Genomic DNA, 14,418 nt, shown 5'->3' with positions numbered 1-14,418 from the left:
TTTCTCTGCCCATGTTTTCCGATTTCGACCACGCCATGATGCAGCGCGCCCTGGGGCTGGCCGAGAATGGACTCTTCACCACCACACCCAACCCGCGCGTAGGCTGCGTGATTGTGCACGGCGACACTGTCATCGGCGAAGGCTACACACAGCCCGCCGGCCAGGACCACGCCGAAATTCAAGCCATCAAGGACGCCCAGTCGCGCGGCCAGGATGTGCGCGGCGCTACCGCCTATGTGACGCTGGAGCCGTGCAGCCATTTCGGACGCACCCCGCCCTGCGCTGACCGCCTGGTTGAAGCCGGCATCGCCCGCGTAGTGGCCGCGATGGAAGACCCGAACCCCACTGTTTCCGGACGCGGCCTGCAGAAACTGCGGGACGCCGGCGTCGATGTGCGCTGCGGCCTGCTGGAGCGCGAAGCACGCGAACTGAATATCGGCTTTGTCTCGCGCATGACGCGCGGCACGCCGTGGGTGCGCGTGAAGGTGGGCGCATCGCTGGACGGCCGCACGGCGCTCGACAACGGCATCAGCCAGTGGATTACCGAAACCGAGGCGCGTAACGACGGCCATCGCTGGCGCGCACGGGCCTGCGCCATCCTCACCGGCATCGGCACGGTGCGGGAAGACAACCCACGCCTGACCGTGCGTGCCGTCACCACGCCGCGCCAGCCGCGCCGCGTGCTGGTCGACTCAGCCCTGGACGTGCCGCTCGATGCGCACATCCTCACCACGGATGGCCACCACGAGCCGACGCTGATCTTTGCCGCCCAGCCCGAAGCCGGCCGCATGCGCGCCTTGGCCGAACGCGGCGCGGAGGTCGTCCTCCTGCCCAATGCTGCAGGCAAGGTCGATCTGGCAGCCATGCTGCGCGAGTTGGGCCGCCGCGAAATCAACGAGCTGCACGTCGAGGCCGGCTTCAAGCTCAACGGCTCCTTGCTGCGCGAAGGGCTGGTCGACGAGATCCTCGTCTACCTGGCGCCCAAGGTGCTCGGCTCCGGCCAGGGCATGTTCAACATGGGGCCGCTGCAGACGCTGGAAGGCGCGGCCGAATTCTTCTTTCACGACATCTCGCGCATCGGGGGCGACCTTCGCATCCTGGCGCGCCGCAACCCGACAGACTGACACTATGTTCACTGGAATCGTCGCCGCAGTTGGCCGCATTGAAACCGTCACGCCGCTTGGCACCCACGCAGATGCAGGCGTGCGCCTGTCCATCAACTCGGGTGGCCTGCCGCTGGCCGACGTCGCGCTGGGCGATTCGATCGCCATCCAGGGCGCATGCATGACCGTCGTCGCCAAGACCGATACGCAGTTCGACGTAGATGTCTCGCGCGAATCGCTGTCGAAAACGGTCGGTCTGGAGCACCCGGGCGAAGTGAATCTGGAGAAGGCCCTGCGCCTGGCCGACCACATCGGTGGGCATCTCGTGTCGGGCCACGTGGACGGCCTGGGTACCGTCACACATTTCGCGCCCGTGAACGAATCGCACGAACTGCGCATACGCGCCGCGCCGGCTTTGGGCAAGTATCTGGCCTACAAGGGCTCCGTGGTGGTCAACGGGGTATCGCTGACGGTCAACAGCGTGCGCGACGACGCCGACGGCTGCGAGTTCTCGATCAACCTGATCCCGCACACGGTGGCCGTGACCACGCTCAAGCACCTGAAGGCAGGCAGCCAGGTCAACCTGGAAATCGACCTGATCGCCCGGTATGTGGAGCGCATGCTGAGCCACACCACGCTCGCCCAGCCCGCCACCGTTTGAGCCCCAGCCGGGGTGGGGACAAGCGGGGGTCTCCTCGGCCGCCTTGGCGTACAATAGCGGGCTTCCCATTTACGCAGTCGCACGGTCACCAAACGGGGGTTGATCGGCGGCGCGCACCCCTAGTTACGCCATGTCGATCGCCACAGTCGAAGAAATCATTGCCGAAATCCGCGCCGGACGGATGGTCATCCTGGTCGACGAGGAAGACCGTGAGAACGAAGGCGACCTGATTCTGGCGGCCGATTACGTCACACCGGAAGCCATCAACTTCATGGTCACGCACGCGCGCGGCTTGGTGTGCCTGACGCTCACCGAAGAACACTGCGACCAGCTCGACCTGCCGATGATGGCGAGCCGCAACGGCACGCAGTTCGGCACCAACTTCACCGTATCGATCGAGGCGGCCGAAGGGGTGACGACCGGCATTTCCGCCGCCGACCGTGCACGCACCATCCAGGTGGCAGCCGCCAAGAATGCCAAACCGGCAGACTTGGTGAATCCGGGCCACATCTTCCCGCTGCGTGCCCAAAAGGGTGGTGTGCTGATGCGCGCCGGCCACACTGAAGCCGGTTGCGACCTGACCGCGATGGCTGGCCTGACGCCCGCCGGCGTGATCTGCGAGATTCTGAAGGACGACGGCACCATGGCCCGCCTGCCGGACCTGGTGGAGTTCGCCAAGAAGCACGGCCTGAAGATCGGCACGATTGCCGACCTGATCCAATACCGAAGCCGCACCGAGAGCATTGTCGAGCGCGTCGGCGAGCGCACCATGGAAACGCAGTTCGGCACCTTCCGTGCCGTAGCTTTCCGCGACCACGCTGCCGGCCGCGCCCACCTGGCGCTGGTCAAGGGTGACCCGACGCCGGGCACCGAGACGCTTGTGCGCGTGCACGAGCCGCTGTCGGTGCTGGATCTGCTCGAATGCCAGCGCACCACACACTCGTGGAGCGTGCCAGCCGCTCTGCGCGCCGTGCAGGCCGCCCCAGCCGGCGTGGTCGTGCTGCTCAACTGCGGTGACTCGCCGGACCGCCTGTTCACCCAGTTCACCGCGCTGGACGCCCCGCATGAACGCCCACGCAGCAAACCCGATCCGCGCATCTACGGTATTGGCGCGCAGATCCTCAAGGATGTGGGTGTCGGCAAGATGCGTGTGCTGGCTTCGCCACTCAAGCTGCCGAGCATGACCGGCTACGATCTGGAAGTGACGGCCTATCAGTCGATGGCCGAGTCGTCAGAAACCCTGCCGGATGCAACGACGGCAACCAAGCACTGATGCTTTCCTGCGGCAGCTCCGGCTGCCGCGCTGGTTTTCTCCTTTTCGCCTTTTTCTCGATTTCTGACGTTGCCAGATGGACAACCTCAGGCAACCCTAACCGGAACACACCATGGAACACGGCTTCTACCCGACCAATCTCGACGGCGAAGGTCTGCGCATCGGCATCGTTCAGGCACGCTTTAACGAACCCGTGTGCGAAGCGCTGCGCGAAGCTTGCGTCGCTGAACTCGAACAGCTCGGCGTAGCCGGCGAAGACGTGCTGCTGGTGACCGTGCCGGGCGCACTGGAAGCCCCACTGGCACTGCAGAAGATGGCTGAATCGGGCCAGTTCGATGCACTGATCGCACTGGGCGCCGTGATCCGCGGCGAGACGTACCACTTCGAGCTGGTGTCCAACGAATCCGCCGCCGGCATCACGCGCGTCGGCCTGGACTTCAACATCGCCATCGCCAACGGCATCCTGACCACCGACACCGACGCCCAGGCCCACGCCCGCACCCGCGAAAAGGGCCGCGACTGCGCCCGTGCCGCCGTTGAAATGGCCAACCTGACCAGCGACCTCGACGGTCTGCAGGATCACGGCCAAGACGAAGAGAACGAATAAGCGCAGCTGTTCGCGCAAAGGCTTTTCCCATGACGCAAGACAATTCCCAGGCCAAGACCAAAGCCCCTGCCAAGAGCGCGCGCCGCCGTGCGCGCGAGCTGGCGCTGCAGGGCCTGTACCAATGGTTGCTCAACCGCAACGACCCGGGCGTGGTCGAAGCACACCTGCAGGATGCGCAAGGCTTCAACAAGGCCGACCGCGCGCACTTCGACGCCCTGCTGCACGGCGCGATCCGTGAAGAGACCACGCTGACGGAGAGCTTCACGCCATTTCTGGACCGCCCGGTTGCCGAGCTGTCGCCGGTTGAGCGCGCGGCCCTGCTGGTGGGCGCGTACGAACTCGTGCACTGCGTCGACATCCCGTACAAGGTCGTGATCAACGAAGCCGTAGAACTGACCAAGACCTTTGGTGGCGTAGAAGGCTACAAGTACGTCAACGGGGTGCTGGACAAGCTGGCCGCCCAGGTGCGTGCCGTCGAGGTTGCCGCCCGCCGGTAATTCCGGCGTTTGCTGTTCTCTGTACCCCTTTAGCTTCGCTTCAAGATGGACGCCCACCGCCTGCAGACAGCCGCCCGGCTGGCCAATATCCGCGCCTTTCACGTGATGGAGTTGGCCAAGCAGGCCCGCGAGCTGGAGCTGGCGGGGCGCAGCATCATCCACATGGGCATCGGCGAGCCGGACTTCACCGCCGCCGAGCCCGTCGTGCAGGCCGCAGCCGATGCCATGCGGCGCGGTGTGACGCAGTACACCGGCGCGCTGGGCATCCGCCCGCTACGCGAGGCCATCGCCCGCTATTACCAGACTACTTACGGCCTCGACATTACGCCCGAGCGCATCATCGTGACGGCTGGCGCGTCGGCGGCACTGCTGCTGGCGTGCGCGGTGCTGGTGGAAATTGGCGGCGAGGTGCTGATGCCCGACCCGAGCTATCCGTGCAACCGGCATTTCGTGGCTGCCTTCAATGGCGTGGCGAAGCTGATTCCATCAGGGCCGGAGCAGCGCTTCCAGTTGACCACCGAACAGGTCGAAGCCAATTGGGGCCCACGCACGCAGGGTGTGCTGCTGGCCTCACCTTCCAACCCGACCGGCACATCCATCCTGCCAGACGAGTTGCAGCGCATCGTGGAGGCCGTGCGTGCTCGCGGCGGCTTCTCGATCGTCGATGAGATCTATCAGGGCCTGTCGTACGACCAGGCACCGGTCTCTGCGCTGTCGTTCGGCGACGATGTCGTCACGATCAATAGCTTTTCGAAGTATTTCAATATGACCGGCTGGCGCCTCGGCTGGCTGGTGGCACCCACCGAGTTGGTGCCCGAGTTCGAGAAGGTCGCGCAGAACCTGTTCATCTGCGCGTCAGCCGTGGCGCAGCACGCGGCGCTGGCGTGCTTCGAGCCGGAAGCGCTGGCCATCTACGATGGCCGCAAGGCCGAGTTTCGCCGCCGCCGCGACTTCATTGTGCCGGCGCTGGAATCGCTGGGCTTCAAGGTGCCGGTCAAGCCGGACGGCGCGTTCTATGTCTACGCGGACTGCCGCGGCGTGAACCACCCGCACGCGTCAGATGCCGACGCCCTCACGCAATCGATGCTGCAGGAAGCAGGCGTGGTGCTCGTGCCGGGACTGGATTTCGGGCCATACACGGCACACCACTACATCCGCCTGTCCTACGCCACGGCGATGGACCATCTTGAGGAAGCGGTCGCGCGGCTTGGCAAGCTGTTCGGGCGTTGAGCTAGCGGCTTCTCGCCTCACCCAAACAAAAAGGCCGCCCCGAAGGACGGCCTTTTTTTGCCCTCTCTATATAGAGAAGAACAGAGCTTCTACCAATCAGGCTTGGCCCTGCAGCTTGGTGTCCAAGCGCGCCTCTTCCTGCTGACCGGTAACCGGTTGCTTGTCGGCCGGCTTTGCAGCCGGCGTCTTCGCATCCGCCTGGGTCACGGGCGTGGCAGCAGCGACCGGCTTGACCTGCTCACGCTCGGAAGCCATCGTCACCGGCGACTTGTGGCCCGTGGCCACCATACGCAGGCGCGAACGCTCCGCCAGCACCTTGCTGCCATAACCGCCGTCACCTTGCGTCACCGCGCCAACATACAGCTTCAGACCACCTTCGATCGAACCACCGCGGGCGATGCAATCCTTCAGCACCAGTGCACCGACCTTGATGTTGGCATACGGGTTGAGCGCGGCGTTGACGCCACCCATCACCTCATACTTGTCCTGGTGGACCTTGGTCATCACCTGCATCAGGCCCTGCGCACCCATGCCACTCTCGGCAAACGGGTTAAAGCTGGACTCGATGGCCATCACGCCCAGGATCAGCAGCGGATCGATGCCGACTTCCTTGCCAGTCTGGTAGGCCGCCTTCACCAGCTGACCGGTGGCGGTGGCCGCCACTCGGTACTTGCGGGCGATGTACTCGGCCACGGCAGCCTGCTCACGCGGCGTACCGGCGGTTGCCGACTCACGCGCGTCGCGAGCGACCTGCGTGTTCGGAATCTGCGCAGCCAGTTCGGCCACGGACGGCACCTTGGACAGCGAATCCCAGCCTGCAGCTGCCACCGTGCCACCCGCCTGGGCAGCTGTGGCAGGCGCGACGGCCTGAGCGGCGCCCATGCCGGCCGATGGTGCGGCCGGCGCAAAGGCAACCGGCTCCACACCCGCCGAGACGGCAGGTGGCGTGACCGAAGCCACATTGGTGTCCGCACCCGGCGTGAAATGCAGCACGCGCTGAACAGCCATAGCACGCCACTCGCCGTTGAGCGAAAGCGCGACCGCAGCCGCCACAGCCAGCACGCCAATGCTGTTCAGCACGACATGCCCACTACGGAACACCAGCAGGACGCCAGGATGCAACTCATTGCGGGACGCGGCAGCGCCCCCTGCGTTCAACTCCATGCGCAGCTTTCTAGGCAGCGCAACTTGACCAGCGCGCGCGAGGCGGCGGCCAACCGGGGCAACGAGCCGGCGTTGCAGCGCCGATCCGATCCCGGAAGAATGAAGGGTTTTCCAACCGTTCATACTTACCTCCGTCCGCTGCGCTAATTCGGTAGGCGCCTTTCTTTTGCATGGCGCCGTGCGTTTCGAATCGCAACGGTTTTTAGTAAGGATGCCGCGCTGTTGCAGTCAGCCGGCATCTGTTGGGGGCACTCCCCGTGTGCCCAGACAAAAGCGGGGCGTGTCCTTGGGGAGGTCACGTCCCGCAGCGATGCTGTGAAGCTCTGGTGTCGCCCCTCATACGAATGAGAGCAGGGCGAGGGCAATAGCCGAAAACATGTTGCGACGCAACAATTACCAGATCGGATTGGATTGTAGGAAGCGCGTTATGCCAAGTCAATCATAAAGAATCGTCTTTTCATATCAGAAAGTTATGATGAAACCCGCGTTGTTGGGACTGGCTGACCCGCGGTGCGTTCTGTCATCAGGGTGCCGCGAAGTTTTGGCCGTACAATCGCGGCCACCCCGCCTACACCAAAAAAATCGTCCCGGGACGGCCATTTGACTGTCCCGTCATGTGCACGATAGGTGCCTTACCCCTTACCTTTGGTTACAAAAATCCATGCAATACAGGGACTTACGTGACTTCCTCGCCCAACTGGAGCACGCCGGTGAGCTGCGCCGGGTGCGCCAACCGGTTTCGCCGCGGCTGGAAATGACCGAAGTCTGCGACCGCCTGCTGCGCGCCGAAGGCCCGGCAGTGGTGTTCGAGCAGCCCGTGGACGGTGCGCGCAAGTACGACATACCGGTGCTCGCCAACTTGTTTGGTACCACGCGCCGCGTGGCGCTGGGCATGGGCGCGGAGTCGCTCGATGAACTGCGCGACGTGGGCCGCCTGCTCTCTGCATTGAAGGAGCCCGAGCCGCCGCGCGGTCTGCGCGAAGCCGGCAAGCTGTGGACGATGGCCAAGGCCGTGTGGGACATGGCGCCGCGCAAGGTGTCGTCACCGGCGTGCCAAGAGATCGTGTGGGAAGGCAATGATGTCGACCTCTCGCGCATTCCCGTGCAGACGTGCTGGCCGGGCGATGCGGCACCGCTCGTCACATGGGGGCTGGTCATCACGCGCGGGCCGCACAAGAAGCGGCAGAACCTGGGCATCTATCGCCAGCAGGTGATCAGCCGCAATCAGGTCATCATGCGCTGGCTGGCGCATCGGGGCGGCGCGCTGGATTTCCGCGAGCACGCTATCGCGAATCCCGGCCAGCCTTTCCCGATTGCCGTGGCGTTGGGTGCAGACCCGGCCACCATTCTCGGCGCGGTGACGCCGGTGCCGGATACCTTGTCCGAGTATCAATTTGCCGGCTTGCTGCGCGGCAGCAGGACCGAGCTGGCGACATGCCTCACGCCTTCGCTCGCGCACGCGCAACTGCAAGTGCCGGCCGGTGCAGAGATCGTCCTCGAAGGCCACATCCAGCCCGACCCGACGCACCCGAGCGGCTACCAGCACGCACTCGAAGGCCCGTTCGGCGACCACACCGGCTACTACAATGAGCAGGACTGGTTCCCCGTGTTCACGGTCGAGCGCATCACCATGCGGCGCGACCCGATCTACCACTCTACGTATACAGGCAAGCCGCCCGATGAGCCAGCCGTGCTGGGCGTGGCGCTCAATGAAGTGTTCGTACCGCTGCTGCAGAAGCAGTTTCCGGAGATTGCGGACTTCTATCTGCCGCCCGAGGGCTGCAGCTACCGCATGGCGCTGGTCAGCATGAAGAAGCAATACGCCGGCCACGCCAAGCGCGTGATGTTTGGCGTGTGGAGCTTCCTGCGGCAGTTCATGTATACGAAGTTCATCGTGGTGGTGGACGACGATGTGAACCTGCGCGACTGGAAGGAAGTGATCTGGGCGATCACCACCCGCGTGGACCCAGCGCGCGATACGGTCATGGTCGAAAACACCCCGATCGATTACCTCGACTTCGCCTCGCCCGTGTCGGGCCTGGGCTCCAAGATGGGCATCGACGCCACCAACAAGTGGCCCGGCGAAACCACCCGCGAATGGGGCCAGCCCATCGTCATGGATGCCGCCGTCAAGGCCAAGGTCGACACCATGTGGGACACGCTCTTCCAGTAACCGCGTGCCCTGGCGGGCTGGGCAGCAAGCGAACGGTCGTTCGGTTATTCTTATCAAGTTAAGCGACTGCTGCATCTAAAAGGCAGGCCTCCCGGTCTGCCTTCTTTCCTTTCGGAGACCGCCATGGCCGAAGCACTCGACTCCCGCACCACCGCCAACGCGCTGGAGCGCATCAAAGACCGCACCCTCGTCAAGACGCAGTCCTACGTGGATGGCGCCTGGGTGGGCGCGGCGGACGGCGCCACCTTCCCCGTCTACGACCCCGCTACCAACGCGCATCTGACCGACGTCGCCAACCTGGGCCACGCAGAAACGCTTCGCGCCATCGACGCGGCCAACGCGGCGTGGCCGGCCTGGCGCGAACTGACCGGCAAGGAACGCGCCGGCCTGATGCGCCGCTGGTTCGATCTGCTCATTGCCAATGCTGACGACCTCGCTGCGCTGATGACCGCCGAGCAAGGCAAGCCGCTGGCCGAAGCCAAGGGCGAGATCGTCTACGGCGCGTCGTTCATCGAATGGTTTGCCGAAGAGGCCAAGCGTGTCTCCGGCGACGTGATGGCCAGCACCTGGCGCGACAAGCGCATGGTCGTGCTCAAGCAGCCGGTGGGCGTGTGTGCGTCCATCACGCCATGGAACTTTCCGCTGGCGATGATCACCCGCAAAGTCGCACCGGCCATGGCTGCCGGCTGCACCATCGTCATCAAGCCGGCTGAACAGACACCGCTGTCCGCGCTGGCGATGGCCGAACTGGCGCACCGAGCGGGCATTCCCAAGGGCGTGGTCAACGTGGTGACGGGCGATGCCGATCGCTCGATCGCCATTGGCAAGGCGCTGTGCGAATCGCCGATCGTGCGGCATCTGTCGTTCACGGGTTCGACGCCAGTGGGCCGCATCCTGATGCAGCAATGCTCGCCGACGGTGAAGAAGGTCGCGCTGGAGCTGGGCGGCCACGCGCCATTCATCGTGTTTGACGACGCCGATATCGATGCCGCCGTCGAAGGCGCGGTGCAATCGAAGTACCGCAACGCGGGCCAGACCTGCGTGTGTACGAACCGTTTCTACGTGCACGCCTCGGTGTACGACACGTTTGTCGAGAAGCTCTCGGCCAAGGTGCGCAGCATCAAGGTCGGCAACGGCTTCGATGCAGGCGTGGTGCAAGGCCCGCTGATCGACGACCAGGCCGTGGAAAAGGTGCAGCGCCACATCAGCGACGCGACGCAGAAAGGTGCGCGCCTGACCGCCGGCGGCAAGCTGATGCAAGGCTTCGGCTCACAGCGCTTTGTCGAGCCCACCGTGCTGGCCGACGCCACGCCCGACATGCTGATCGCGCGCGAAGAAACCTTCGGCCCCGTCTCCGCCATCTTCAAATTCCAGGACGAAGCGGAAGTCGTGCGCCTGGCCAACGACACCGAATTCGGCCTCGCCTCGTACTTCTTCAGCCGCGACATCGGCCGCATCTGGCGCGTGGCCGAACAGCTCGAATACGGCATGGTCGGCATCAATACCGGGCTGATCTCCAACGAGGTCGCGCCGTTCGGCGGCATCAAGCAATCGGGCCTGGGCCGTGAAGGCTCGGTCTACGGCATCGACGAATATCTGGAACTCAAGTACCTGTGCATGGGCGGCATCTAAGCCGTCACACCACCCCATCGGCCGACCCGCCACACAGAGCGGGCGGCCTTCCCGCTTGCCGATGTCCCCATTCGGCGGAGGAGACACATGAGCACCATCCAGGAAGGCGCCCTGCTGTGGACGCCATCGGCTGACTTCATCGCGCGTGCGCGCCTGACGCATTACCTCGACTGGCTTGCGCGCGAGCGCGGCCTGCGCTTTTCGGCCACCACGCCTGAGGGTTACGACGCACTCTGGCAGTGGTCCACCACCGAACTCGAAGCGTTCTGGACATCTGTCTGGGACTACCTCGACCTGCGCGCCTCCACGCCATTCACCAAGATGCTCGGCGACCGCGCCATGCCCGGCGCGCAATGGCTAGTCGGCGCCAGGCTGAATTACGTCGATCAGGTCATGCGTCACGTCGAGGAAGGCGGCAGTCCTGATCGCACCGCTATCCGCTACGCGAGCGAAACCAAGCCCCTGGCGGATCTCTCATGGCGCGAGCTGCGCCAACGCGTCGCCTCGCTGGCCGATGCGCTGCGCAAGATGGGTGTGGTGCCGGGCGACCGCGTGGCCGCGTATCTGTCGAATACGCCGGACGCGATCGTCGCGTTCCTCGCCACGGCTAGCGTCGGGGCCATCTGGTCGGTCTGTGCGCCCGACATGGGGCAAGTGGCCGTCACCGATCGCTTCCGCCAGATCGAACCGAAGGTGCTCATCGCCGTGGATGGCTATCACTATGGCGGCCGCACGTTTGACCGCACCGACGTCGTCGCAGAGATGGTCGCCGCGCTGCCGACGGTCGAACACCTCGTCCTCGTGCCGCAACTGCTCGGTGACATCAAGCGCGCGCGCTTCCCGCAAGCCAAGGACTGGCGCGACCTGACGGCGAACGACGTGCCGCTCGTCATCACGCCCGTGGCGGCCGATCACCCGCTGTGGATTCTCTATTCGTCCGGCACCACGGGCATGCCCAAGCCCATCGTGCACGGCCACGGCGGCCTGCTGCTGGTGCAGACAGCCATGGGCGCGCTGCATCTCGACCTCGGCCCCGACGACGTCTATCACTGGTACAGCAGCACCGGCTGGGTCATGTGGAATTCGCAGGCGAGCGGGCTACTTGGCGGCGTCACGCTCGCCATCTACGACGGCAACCCCGGTACGCCCGATCTCAACACGCTGTGGCGCTTCGCCCAGGACGCGGGCGTGACGTTCTTCGGCGCCGGCGCCGCGTTCTTCGCCAATTGCCTGAAAGCCGGCATCGAGCCCGGCCGCGATTTTGACCTGTCGAAGCTGCGCGCCATTGGCTCCACCGGCTCCCCGCTCTCGGCCGAGGCGTACGACTGGATCTACCGCCATGTGAAGGCCGACGTCTGGCTCAACCCGATCTCTGGCGGCACCGACTTTGCCGGCTGCTTCGTGGGCGGCGTGGCCACCCTGCCCGTCTACGCGGGTGAGATGCAATGCCGCAACCTCGGCTCCCGCGTGGAAGCGCTGGACGAAGCGGGCAAACCCCTCATCGATGCCGTGGGCGAACTGGTCTGCACCGCGCCCATTCCGTCGATGCCGCTCTTCTTCTGGGGTGACACCGACGGTAGCCGCTACCGCGACAGCTACTTCGACATGTACCCCGGCCAGTGGCGCCACGGCGACTGGATCAAGATCACCCCGCGCGGCGGCGCCATCATCTATGGCCGCTCGGATGCCACCATCAACCGCCACGGCATCCGCATGGGCACAGCCGAGTTGTATCGCGTGGTGGAAGACCTGCCGGAAGTGCTCGACAGCCTGGTCGTCGACCTGGAATTCCTCGGCCGCGAGTCGTTCATGCCGCTGTTCATCGTGCTGCGGGATGGCGCCGTGCTGGACGATGCGCTGCGCGATACGATCAACGCGCGCATCAAGGCAGGGCTGTCGGCTCGGCATGTGCCCAACGTGATCGTGCAAGCGCCGGGCGTGCCGCGCACGCTATCGGGCAAGAAGATGGAAGTGCCGATCAAGAAGCTGCTGCTGGGCGCACCGCCCGAGCGCATCGCCAACCCCGATGCGATGGCCAATCCGGACGTGCTGGCGTGGTATGTGGACTACGCACGCACGATGACCGCGCAGACCAGCGCTGCCGGTGAAGCCGCTCCAGCGCTGGAATCCTGGCGGAGCTAAACCGATCGATCACGTGAGGTTTAGTACACTCGTCCAATCGCACGATGGCACGGCACAGACAGGCTGACTAACGTACAGCGTGCACCGGTGCACCAAGACACCGGGCTCGCTGCTGATACGGGGAGTCACCATGCTTGCAACGACAAGCGTTCTGATCAAGACGGACGACGGCCGAGAGGCCTTGGCCGCGCGCCGCCACGACATGCAGATGCGCCAGCGCCATCTGCTCATCCTCATTGATGGCGCCCGTACGGTCGGGCAGCTGCACCAGTTGCTGGGCGACTGGTCCGATCTGGATGAACTGCTCGTCGGGCTGCAACTGGCCGGGATGGTCGACGTGTTGCCCGGCGTTGCGCGGGAAGACATGCCGGCCCCGGCGATACCCGTTGATGCCTTCGATCCCATCGCCTACTTCAACCGCCCGGTGCTGGACGACGCATCCGAGCGGGAACACGGTGCCCTGTCGTCCATATCGCCCATCTACGACGAACTACCGCCGCTGACCGGCATGACGCTCGGCCTGCAGACCGTGGCCGCGCCGGTTGACGTACCTGCGGCCAACGAGCCGCGCCTCGCGCCCGTTGAGCCTCCCAAAGCGCTGCCCTCGCCCGCCCCGGTTCAGACACCCATCTCGCCCGAGTTGGCCGACGTGCTGCCCAACGTGGTCAAGGTGGAATTGATGCGCTTGGCACTCATCCATTTCGGCTCGGCCGCCGGGGCTGCCATGCCGCTGCTGCGCGCTTGCCAGGAAGACACGGAATCGCTGTGCCATGTGATCGCCGCCTGCGCCAAGGCCGCCACGCCCACGGCCGGCGAACTTGCTGCGGCAAGATTCGTCGATGCGGCCATGCAGTCGATGGCGCGACGGCGGTAGCCTTCCTCACAACGGAGGATCGCCGCCCAAAACAGCCAGCGCTACGATCCGCTGGGTCTGGATGCACACAGGAGGCCGCCATGCGTCGACGCCAGTTTCTCGTACTCGGGTGCGCAGCAGGTCTGGTCGCGGCCGGGCCCACCGTTGCGACCGACCTGATCGGCGATGCACTCAATGGCTACTGGCTGGTCACCGTTATCGGTGAAACCAAGGAGCGGCTGTTGCTGCTCGACGGCGCTGCATTACGGGACGGCAAGCTCGTGATCGGCAAGATGCGCTACGGGCTCGTAGAGGCAGCAGCCCTGTCTGACGTGCATGACGTTTCTGGCTTCGTCGAGGGCGACCATCTGCAGTTGGAGTTTTCATCCATCGTGAACTCCAGAATCCGTGTGGCGCTGACCGCTGGGGACACATCATTGCTGGGCGAGCTTCGATATCCGAACGGGCACACGGTCAATGTGCGGATGACGCGCATCACCGCGGACGAAGCTGCCGCAACGCAGGTCGCCGCACGAAAGGTCCTCCAGGACGGCGCACAAGGCGTCCTCGGCAAAGGCAGCGTGGGCAGCTTTAGTGCCAGCGGAAAGCTGCAGGCGCGTGCCAACTCACGTATCGCGCTGGTTTATGCGGGTGCAATCAATTGCCCTGCCTGCCGAGGCTACCAAGCTGAATACTTCGGCCGCATGGCGAAGATGAAGACCGCGCTGCCCGAGTTGGATCAGATCGACTACGTCCCGCTGAAACTGGGTGGCTTCACGGCGAGAATCCGGTCCGAAGATTTGCCGCCCTACCTTGCATGGGCCGGCGGCGAGCGCCCGGACGGTCGCCGGATTCTGCTGAATCACGGCGTTCCGTTCTTCTTTGCAGCGATCGACGAACAGATCTGGGGGCAGGCGCACGCAGTTTCCGGGCTCGAGGGCATCGTCTTGCCGCAGATCAGGCTCGCCCTCCAGGAACGGGCTCGCGCGCGGGCCACTTGAACGCGCACTGAACACCACACGCGCCCTCGCTTGCTATGCTGCTGTGGGATGACCGGTGTCCAGCACCAGCAGCCACCATAGA

The 14,418-nt window shown here is 64.8% G+C and carries 12 protein-coding genes; 11 read left to right on the top strand and 1 reads right to left on the bottom strand.

Going from position 1 to position 14,418, the window contains the following annotated elements:
* Nucleotides 1–11 precede the first annotated feature (11 nt).
* The 6 genes from ribD to ACS13N_RS11855 all read left to right on the top strand — a co-directional run bounded on the left by ribD (nt 12) and on the right by ACS13N_RS11855 (nt 5,371).
* Nucleotides 12–1,124, top strand: a complete 1,113-nt coding sequence (gene ribD / locus ACS13N_RS11880) for a bifunctional diaminohydroxyphosphoribosylaminopyrimidine deaminase/5-amino-6-(5-phosphoribosylamino)uracil reductase RibD (RefSeq protein ID WP_438931846.1) — start codon at nt 12–14, stop codon at nt 1,122–1,124.
* 4 nt (nt 1,125–1,128) lie between these two features.
* Complete coding sequence (locus tag ACS13N_RS11875; RefSeq protein ID WP_438931845.1) at nt 1,129–1,764, top strand: riboflavin synthase; 636 nt, start codon at nt 1,129–1,131, stop codon at nt 1,762–1,764.
* A gap of 130 nt (nt 1,765–1,894) precedes the next feature.
* Nucleotides 1,895–3,037, top strand: coding sequence for a bifunctional 3,4-dihydroxy-2-butanone-4-phosphate synthase/GTP cyclohydrolase II (gene ribBA / locus ACS13N_RS11870; RefSeq protein ID WP_438931844.1), 1,143 nt, complete (start codon nt 1,895–1,897; stop codon nt 3,035–3,037).
* Between the two features lie 112 nt (nt 3,038–3,149).
* Entirely contained in the window at nt 3,150–3,644 is a 495-nt protein-coding gene (gene ribH, locus ACS13N_RS11865) for a 6,7-dimethyl-8-ribityllumazine synthase (protein ID WP_021195252.1), read from the top strand.
* A gap of 29 nt (nt 3,645–3,673) precedes the next feature.
* Nucleotides 3,674–4,141, top strand: coding sequence for a transcription antitermination factor NusB (gene nusB / locus ACS13N_RS11860; RefSeq protein ID WP_039597640.1), 468 nt, complete (start codon nt 3,674–3,676; stop codon nt 4,139–4,141).
* A gap of 45 nt (nt 4,142–4,186) precedes the next feature.
* Nucleotides 4,187–5,371 carry a pyridoxal phosphate-dependent aminotransferase gene (locus ACS13N_RS11855; RefSeq protein WP_438931843.1) on the top strand — a complete coding sequence of 395 codons (1,185 nt, stop codon included), beginning with the start codon at nt 4,187–4,189 and terminating at the stop codon, nt 5,369–5,371.
* Between the two features lie 96 nt (nt 5,372–5,467).
* Here ACS13N_RS11855 and ACS13N_RS11850 read toward each other — a convergent pair whose 3' ends face one another.
* Nucleotides 5,468–6,658 (bottom strand): transglycosylase SLT domain-containing protein, encoded by a 1,191-nt coding sequence (locus ACS13N_RS11850; protein WP_438931842.1) that lies wholly within the window; start codon nt 6,656–6,658, stop codon nt 5,468–5,470.
* 538 nt (nt 6,659–7,196) lie between these two features.
* On the opposite strand from ACS13N_RS11850, the gene ubiD reads away from it, so the two are divergent.
* The 5 genes from ubiD (at nt 7,197) to ACS13N_RS11825 (ending at nt 14,336) form a co-directional block, all read left to right on the top strand.
* Nucleotides 7,197–8,708, top strand: a complete 1,512-nt coding sequence (gene ubiD / locus ACS13N_RS11845) for a 4-hydroxy-3-polyprenylbenzoate decarboxylase (RefSeq protein ID WP_438931841.1) — start codon at nt 7,197–7,199, stop codon at nt 8,706–8,708.
* Between the two features lie 123 nt (nt 8,709–8,831).
* Nucleotides 8,832–10,340 carry an NAD-dependent succinate-semialdehyde dehydrogenase gene (locus ACS13N_RS11840; RefSeq protein WP_438931840.1) on the top strand — a complete coding sequence of 503 codons (1,509 nt, stop codon included), beginning with the start codon at nt 8,832–8,834 and terminating at the stop codon, nt 10,338–10,340.
* 87 nt (nt 10,341–10,427) lie between these two features.
* The gene (locus ACS13N_RS11835) at nt 10,428–12,482 is read left to right on the top strand and encodes an acetoacetate--CoA ligase (protein ID WP_438931839.1); all 2,055 of its coding nucleotides are present in this window, start codon (nt 10,428–10,430) and stop codon (nt 12,480–12,482) included.
* A gap of 130 nt (nt 12,483–12,612) precedes the next feature.
* Nucleotides 12,613–13,356 (top strand): hypothetical protein, encoded by a 744-nt coding sequence (locus tag ACS13N_RS11830; RefSeq protein WP_438931838.1) that lies wholly within the window; start codon nt 12,613–12,615, stop codon nt 13,354–13,356.
* Between the two features lie 80 nt (nt 13,357–13,436).
* Nucleotides 13,437–14,336 (top strand): hypothetical protein, encoded by a 900-nt coding sequence (locus tag ACS13N_RS11825; RefSeq protein ID WP_438931837.1) that lies wholly within the window; start codon nt 13,437–13,439, stop codon nt 14,334–14,336.
* The last annotated feature ends 82 nt before the right edge of the window (nt 14,337–14,418 follow it).

Origin of the sequence: Ralstonia sp. 24A2 (assembly GCF_051783885.1) — a bacterium.
Lineage (GTDB): Bacteria > Pseudomonadota > Gammaproteobacteria > Burkholderiales > Burkholderiaceae > Ralstonia.
Note: the sequence above shows the minus strand (reverse complement) of the source record. Positions and strands in the feature narration are given on the sequence as shown.

Bases quoted from the DNA above. Each gene is read 5' to 3' on its own strand.
- ribD (WP_438931846.1), top strand. From the start codon at position 12: ATGTTTTCCGATTTCGACCACGCCATGATGCAGCGCGCCCTGGGGCTG.
- ACS13N_RS11875 (WP_438931845.1), top strand. From the start codon at position 1,129: ATGTTCACTGGAATCGTCGCCGCAGTTGGCCGCATTGAAACCGTCACG.
- ribBA (WP_438931844.1), top strand. From the start codon at position 1,895: ATGTCGATCGCCACAGTCGAAGAAATCATTGCCGAAATCCGCGCCGGA.
- ribH (WP_021195252.1), top strand. From the start codon at position 3,150: ATGGAACACGGCTTCTACCCGACCAATCTCGACGGCGAAGGTCTGCGC.
- nusB (WP_039597640.1), top strand. From the start codon at position 3,674: ATGACGCAAGACAATTCCCAGGCCAAGACCAAAGCCCCTGCCAAGAGC.
- ACS13N_RS11855 (WP_438931843.1), top strand. From the start codon at position 4,187: ATGGACGCCCACCGCCTGCAGACAGCCGCCCGGCTGGCCAATATCCGC.
- ACS13N_RS11850 (WP_438931842.1), bottom strand. From the start codon at position 6,658: ATGAACGGTTGGAAAACCCTTCATTCTTCCGGGATCGGATCGGCGCTG.
- ubiD (WP_438931841.1), top strand. From the start codon at position 7,197: ATGCAATACAGGGACTTACGTGACTTCCTCGCCCAACTGGAGCACGCC.
- ACS13N_RS11840 (WP_438931840.1), top strand. From the start codon at position 8,832: ATGGCCGAAGCACTCGACTCCCGCACCACCGCCAACGCGCTGGAGCGC.
- ACS13N_RS11835 (WP_438931839.1), top strand. From the start codon at position 10,428: ATGAGCACCATCCAGGAAGGCGCCCTGCTGTGGACGCCATCGGCTGAC.
- ACS13N_RS11830 (WP_438931838.1), top strand. From the start codon at position 12,613: ATGCTTGCAACGACAAGCGTTCTGATCAAGACGGACGACGGCCGAGAG.
- ACS13N_RS11825 (WP_438931837.1), top strand. From the start codon at position 13,437: ATGCGTCGACGCCAGTTTCTCGTACTCGGGTGCGCAGCAGGTCTGGTC.